6 protein-coding genes are annotated in these 6,697 nt (G+C 70.5%); all 6 read right to left on the reverse strand.

What is annotated here, in order from left to right:
- Positions 1-11 precede the first annotated feature (11 nt).
- A complete protein-coding gene (locus HMPREF0063_RS15815; RefSeq protein ID WP_007078556.1) occupies positions 12-560 on the reverse strand; it encodes a GNAT family N-acetyltransferase in 549 nt (182 codons plus the stop codon).
- Complete coding sequence (locus HMPREF0063_RS10055) at positions 557-1,666, reverse strand: GuaB3 family IMP dehydrogenase-related protein (RefSeq protein ID WP_007078557.1); 1,110 nt, start codon at positions 1,664-1,666, stop codon at positions 557-559. The genes HMPREF0063_RS15815 and HMPREF0063_RS10055 overlap by 4 nt, the downstream gene beginning before the upstream one ends.
- A gap of 102 nt (positions 1,667-1,768) precedes the next feature.
- The gene (gene guaB / locus HMPREF0063_RS10060; RefSeq protein ID WP_007078558.1) at positions 1,769-3,280 is read right to left on the reverse strand and encodes an IMP dehydrogenase; all 1,512 of its coding nucleotides are present in this window, start codon (positions 3,278-3,280) and stop codon (positions 1,769-1,771) included.
- Positions 3,281-3,331: 51 nt separating this feature from the next.
- Entirely contained in the window at positions 3,332-4,312 is a 981-nt protein-coding gene (locus HMPREF0063_RS10065) for an ABC transporter substrate-binding protein (protein WP_050760939.1), read from the reverse strand.
- 109 nt (positions 4,313-4,421) lie between these two features.
- Positions 4,422-6,026: a chaperonin GroEL gene (gene groL, locus HMPREF0063_RS10070; protein ID WP_007078559.1), complete on the reverse strand. Its 1,605-nt coding sequence runs from the start codon at positions 6,024-6,026 to the stop codon at positions 4,422-4,424.
- 114 nt (positions 6,027-6,140) lie between these two features.
- On the reverse strand, positions 6,141-6,434 hold the full coding sequence (groES, locus tag HMPREF0063_RS10075) for a co-chaperone GroES (protein ID WP_007078560.1): 294 nt from the start codon (positions 6,432-6,434) through the stop codon (positions 6,141-6,143).
- Positions 6,435-6,697: the final 263 nt, after the last annotated feature.

A 6,697-nucleotide genomic window follows, 5' to 3' on the forward strand; every position in this document is an offset into this window, starting at 1 on the left:
TGACAGTTGAGTTACCCGCGGGTCACATCGCTGCGGACGTCCGCCGGTGGCCCTGGTCGGTCGAGCAGCTTCTCGAAGCACAACGAGTAGGTGACGGCGCGGTACGGCTCGAACACCTCGATCGGCACGTACCCGTGGCGTGCGTAGAACCGCAGGGCCGGTACCTGCCGGTCACCCGTGTGGATGACGACCCGTGCCGCCCCGGCGTCGCGCGCCGCCGCGTGCATCGCGTCGAGCAGCAGGTCGGCGACCCCCCGGCCCCGTTCGTCGGGCACGACGTACATGCGCTTGATCTCCAGCTCACCGGCCATGCCCGGGGACACGACGTCGTCGAGCCGCCGCAGGCAGGCGTGCCCGACCGGCCGGTCCGCCCGGTGGGCGACCACCGTGGTGACCACCGATCGCGGATCGAGGTCCTCCGACCCCGACCGGTGCAGCGCCGCCGGGTCGGAGGCGTACAACCGGTCGCCGGCGGCCATGTGGTCCGCCCGCAGCGCGACCGCGGCCGGATGGTCGAACGCGACCGCGCTCAGCTGCACGGCACCGGGCGACGGGCTCACGCCACGACGACCTCGACCCGCTGGAACTCCTTCAGCTCGGTGTAGCCGGTGGTGGCCATGGCCCGGCGCAGCGCTCCGATGAGGTTCATGGTGCCGTCCGGCACGGTGGACGGGCCGAACAGCACGGCCTCCAACGAGCCGATGGTGCCGAACTCGACCCGCTGGCCGCGCGGGAGGTCCGAGTGCCAGGCCTCGGCGCCCCAGTGGAAGCCCCGGCCCGGAGCCTCGTGCGCCCGGGCGAAGGGCGACCCGATCATGACGGCATCGGCGCCACAGGCGACCGCCTTGGCGAGGTCGCCGCTGCGACCGATCGAGCCGTCGGCGATCACGTGCACGTAGCGTCCGCCGGACTCGTCGAGGTAGTCGCGGCGGGCGGCGGCGACGTCCGCGACGGCCGAGGCCATCGGGACCGCGACGCCGAGCACCGTGCGGGTGGTGTGCGCCGCACCGCCGCCGAAGCCCACCAGCACGCCGGCGGCGCCGGTCCGCATGAGGTGCAGGGCCGCCTGGTAGGTGGCGCACCCACCCACGACGACGGGCACGTCGAGCTCGTAGATGAACTCCTTGAGGTTCAGCGGCTCGGTGTGGCCGGAGACGTGCTCGGCCGACACCGTGGTGCCGCGGATGACGAACAGGTCGACGCCGGCCTCGACCACCACGTCGGCGAACTGCTTGGTGCGCTGCGGCGAGAGCGCTCCGGCGACCGTGACCCCGGCCGCGCGCACCTCGTGCAGGCGCTGCGTGATCAGCTCGGGTCGGATCGGCTCGGCGTAGATCTGCTGCATCCGGGCGGTGGCGGCCACCGGGTCGAGCGAGGCGATCTCGGCCAGCAGCGGTTCGGGATCCTCGTACCGGGTCCACAGTCCCTCGAGGTCGAGGACGCCGAGTCCGCCGTGCTGGCCGAGGGCGATGGCGGTGGCGGGGCTCATGACCGAGTCCATGGGGGCGGCCAGCACGGGCAGCTCGAAGCGGTAGGCGTCGATCTGCCAGGCGGTGGACACCTCCTCGGGATCGCGGGTGCGCCGGCTCGGCACGATCGCGATGTCGTCGAAGGAATAGGCGCGGCGACCCCGCTTGGCCGTGCCGATCTCGATCTCGGTGCTCATGCGACCACCCTAGTGCGCGGTCCCCTTCCCCCTGACAGTGACGTTTGCGCCCCGAAACGGATCAATTCGGGGCCGGAACGTCACTCCCAGGGGGAACGGGAGCTATCGCGAGGTGTAGTTCGGCGCCTCCGCAACCATCTGGATGTCGTGCGGGTGGCTCTCCTTGAGCGACGCCGAGGTGATCCGGACGAACCGGCCCTTCTCCTGCAGCTCGGGGATCGTGCGGGCACCGACGTAGAACATCGACTGGTTCAGGCCGCCGATCAGCTGGTGGGCGACGGCCGACAGCGGACCGCGGTAGGCGACCTGGCCCTCGACCCCCTCGGGCACGATCTTGTCGTCGCTCGCGACCTCGGCCTGGAAGTACCGGTCCTTGCTGTACGACTTCTTGCCACGGCTGCTCATGGCGCCCAGCGACCCCATGCCGCGGTACGCCTTGAACTGCTTGCCGTTGACGAAGACCACCTCGCCCGGCGACTCCTCGACCCCGGCGAGCATCGAACCGATCATGACGGTCTCGGCCCCGGCGACCAGCGCCTTGGCGATGTCGCCGGACTGCTGCAGGCCCCCGTCGGCGATGACCGGGACGCCCGCCGGGGCGCACGCGAGGGAGGCCTCGTGGACGGCGGTGATCTGCGGGACCCCGCAGCCGGTGACGACGCGGGTGGTGCAGATCGATCCCGGTCCGAACCCGACCTTGACGGCGTCGGCCCCGGCGTCGACGAACGCCTGGGCGCCGTCGCGGGTGGCCACGTTGCCGCCGATGACCTGCACGTGACGGGTGGCCGGATCGGTCTTCAGCCGCTGCACGATCTCCAGCAGCATCCGGACGTGGCCGTGGGCGGTGTCGGCGACCAGCACGTCGACGCCCGCCTCGATGAGGGTCGTGGCCCGCTCCCAGGCGTCGCCGAAGTAGCCGATCGCGGCGCCGACCATGAGCCGGCCGTCGGCGTCGTGGGAGGCATCGGGGAACTGCTCGCTCTTGACGAAGTCCTTGACCGTGATCAGGCCGGCCAGCCGGCCCTGGTCGTCCACCAGCGGCAGGCGCTCGCGCTTGTGCTTGCGCAGCAGCAGGGTCGCGTCCTCGCGGCTGATGCCGACGTCGCCGGTGATCAGCGGCATCGGCGTCATCATCTCGTCGACCTTGGTGGTGGCCCACTCGGCCAGCGGCGTGAACCGCAGGTCGCGGTTGGTGATGATGCCGAGCAGGCAGTTGTCGGGGTCGACGACCGGCAGACCCGATACCCGGTACTCGCCGCAGATGCGGTCGAGGTCCTCCAGGGTGGCGTCGGGGCCGATCGTGACGGGGTTGGAGATGATGCCGGTCTGCGTGCGCTTGACCAGGTCGACCTGGTACGCCTGGTCCTCGAGCGACAGGTTGCGGTGCAGCACCCCGATGCCACCCTGACGGGCCATCGCGATCGCCATGCGCGACTCGGTGACGGTGTCCATCGCGGCACTCACCAGCGGGACCTTGAGGCTGATCTCGCGGGTCAGCCGGGAGGTCGTGTCGATCTCGCTGGGGTTGAGGTCGGAGAACCCGGGCAGCAGCAGCACGTCGTCGTAGGTCAACCCGAGGGCGGCGAACTTGTCAGGGATACCCGTCTGCTCCATGGGCCCATGCTACGCGCGGCACCGGGCCGATCCGAGCGCCGGGACCACGCCTCAGAGGTACTGCTCGAGGTCGTCGGCCAGCTGGTTCATCACGGCGGCCTGCGCCTCGTAGCTGGACGGGACGACCGAGACCCACGGCACGTAGGCGCCGGTGGAGCCGGCGGTGGTCGCCGCCCAGACCGGCTGCGTGTCGAAGATCGCGAGGCCCGCCTCGCCGACGCGCGCGTCCCACAGGACGATGTCGGCGTCGTAGGTGTCGGCGTTCTCCCAGCTGAGGGTCTCGAAGTAACCCTGCGGGTCCGGGTTCGTGGGCGTCACGATGGGCAGACCGAGCTCGTCGCGGTAGTACTTCAGGTCCTGACTGACCTCGGGGTTGGAGATGTAGAGCACGTCGGTGGCCGGCGAGGCAGCGATGATCTGTCGGTCCCCGAGCTCCTCGCCGATGGCCCGCAGGCGGTCGGCGGCCGCGTCGAAGTCGGCGTGCGCCTGCTGCACGACGTCGGTGTCGAGGTCGGCGCCCAGGGCCTCGGCGATCTCCTCGGTGCCGTCGAGGATCTCGGTCAGCGACCGGTCCTCGAAGCTCTGCACGAGCAGCGGCAGGTCGGCCATGCGCTCGGCCGTGGCCTCGTTGACGTACCAGAGGGTCGGCTCGATGTAGGTGCTGGTGATGACGAGGTCGGGGCGCAGACCCACGAGGGTCTCGACGTCGATGTCGCCGTACTCACCGCCCCCGGTCACGTCGGTGACCGCCTCGGGGTCGAGTCCGGCGGCCTGCGGGTCGACCTCGCCGTCGGCGCCGACCAGCGGGCCGAAGGTGGCCACCGACTCGATCCCGAGGTCCGCGAGGGCGGCGGCCATCGAGACCTGGGCGACGATGCGCTCCGGCTCGGCGTCGAGCTCCAGGGTCGTGCCGAGGTCATCGGTGAACGTCCAGGCGGCGTCGCCGGCACCGGCGTCGTCGGTGGAGGAGCCGCAGGCGGCGACGGAGAACAGGGTGAGGGCCGCGGCGGCGGTCAGCAGACGAGTCTTCATGTCAGTGAGGTTACCCTCACCTAAGTCCGAGAGGTGCGAGGGGTCCCCCCGGACGGCCGACGCCCGCCCCCACCGAGGTGGGGGCGGGCGTCGTGGGTGACGGACTGCGTCAGTGCGCGTGACCGGCGTGCGAGTCGTCCAGCTCCTCGGCCGGCTTCTCGACCACGATGGTCTCGGTGGTGAGCAGCATCGCCGTGATCGACGCGGCGTTGGCCAGCGCGGACCGCGTGACCTTGACCGGGTCGAGGATGCCCTGCGCCAGCAGGTCCCCGTACTCGTCGGTGGCGGCGTTGTAGCCCTGCCCGGTCTCACGGACCTTGTTGACGACGACCTCACCGGAGACGCCGCCGTTGCGGGCGATCCACTCCAGCGGGGCGTCGGCACCGCGGCGGACGATGCGCACCCCGGTGGCCTCGTCGCCGGTCAGGCCCAGGTCGTCGTCCAGGACGGCGACGGCGTGCACGAGGGCGGAACCGCCACCGGGGACGATGCCCTCCTCGATCGCCGCGCGGGTCGCCGAGACGGCGTCCTCGATGCGGTGCTTCTTCTCCTTGAGCTCGACCTCGGTGGCCGCGCCGACCTGGATGACGCAGACGCCACCGGCCAGCTTGGCCAGCCGCTCCTGCAGCTTCTCGCGGTCCCAGTCGGAGTCGGTGTTCTCGATCTCGGCCTTGATCTGGCTGACCCGGCCCTCGACCTCGGCGGACTCGCCGCCGCCGTCGATGATCGTGGTGTCGTCCTTGCTGACCACGACGCGCCGGGCGGTGCCCAGCACCTCCAGGCCCACGGCGTCGAGCTTCAGGCCGACGTCGGGGGTGACGACGGTCGCGCCGGTGAGGGTCGCGATGTCCTGCAGCATGGCCTTGCGACGGTCACCGAACGCCGGCGCCTTGACGGCGACGGAGGTGAACGTGCCGCGGATCTTGTTGACCACGATGGTCGAGAGCGCCTCGCCCTCGATGTCCTCGGCGATGATGAACAGCGGCTTGCCGGCGGCGACGACCTTCTCCAGCAGCGGCAGCAGGTCGCTGACCGAGCTGATCTTGCCCTGGTTGACCAGGATGTACGGGTCGTCGAGCACAGCTTCCATGCGCTCGGTGTCGGTCACCATGTAGGGGCTCAGGTAGCCCTTGTCGAACTGCATGCCCTCGGTGAAGTCGAGCTGCGTGCCCAGGGTGTTGGACTCCTCGACCGTGATGACACCGTCCTTGCCGACCTTGTCGAACGCCTCGGCGATGAGCTCGCCGATGTGGGCGTCGCGGGACGAGACGGTGGCGACCGAGGTCATGTCGGAGATGTCGTCGACGTCGCGGGCGGTCTCGAGCAGCTTGGCCGAGACGGCCTCGACGGCCGCCTCGATGCCACGCTTGAGGCCGACCGGGTTGGCTCCGGCAGCGACGGCGCGCAGGCCTTCGTGGACCATCGCCTGGGCCAGCACGGTGGCGGTGGTGGTGCCGTCACCGGCGACGTCGTTGGTCTTGGTGGCGACCTCCTTGGCGAGCTGGGCGCCGAGGTTCTCGAAGGGGTCGTCGAGCTCGATCTCACGGGCGACGGTCACACCGTCGTTCGTGATGGTCGGCGCGCCCCACTTCTTGTCGAGGACGACGTAGCGGCCCTTGGGGCCGAGCGTGACCTTGACGGTGTCAGCGAGCTTGTCGACGCCGCGCTCGAGGGCGCGACGGGCGTTCTCGTCGAACTCCAGGATCTTGGGCATGGTGGTGGGTCCCTTTGCAGATGGGGTGACGTGCGGGGTGGGGTGCATCCCCCCGGGAGGCCCGTGGGATGCGAGAGGCCCCGGCCCGCACGAGGTGCGGGCCGGGGCGTCAGGTCAGGAGACGACCGCGAGGACGTCGCGCGCGGAGAGGATGAGGTACTCCTCGCCGGCGTACTTCACCTCGGTGCCGCCGTACTTGCTGAAGATGACCTTGTCGCCGACGGCGACGTCCAGCGGGACGCGGTTGCCGTTGTCGTCGACCCGACCGGGTCCGACGGCGACGACGTTGCCCTCCTGGGGCTTCTCCTTGGCGGTGTCCGGGATGACGAGTCCGGATGCGGTGGTCTGCTCGGCCTCGACCGCCTGGATGACCAGGCGATCCTCGAGCGGCTTGATGGTGACCGACACGTGTCGACCTCCCCTTTCGGCGGGTGAACGGTAAATGGTGTGTGCACGCCGTCGCGGGGGTCGTGCACGATTGGCAATCGACGGTGCCGAGTGCCAGTTCGGAATCTAGCACGTCATTGGCACTCGACCCAAGGGAGTGCTAAGCGCTCGTGCTCGCTGGCGCTCGCACTGCCTCCGTGCACTCCGCAGAGCTCCGTGCCCGGGCGCTTCTCGTCGCTGCGCTCCTCGTTGCTGGTCACCTCGTCGGGAGCGTCGCGAGGGGG

Source organism: Aeromicrobium marinum DSM 15272 (assembly GCF_000160775.2).
Lineage (GTDB): Bacteria > Actinomycetota > Actinomycetes > Propionibacteriales > Nocardioidaceae > Aeromicrobium > Aeromicrobium marinum.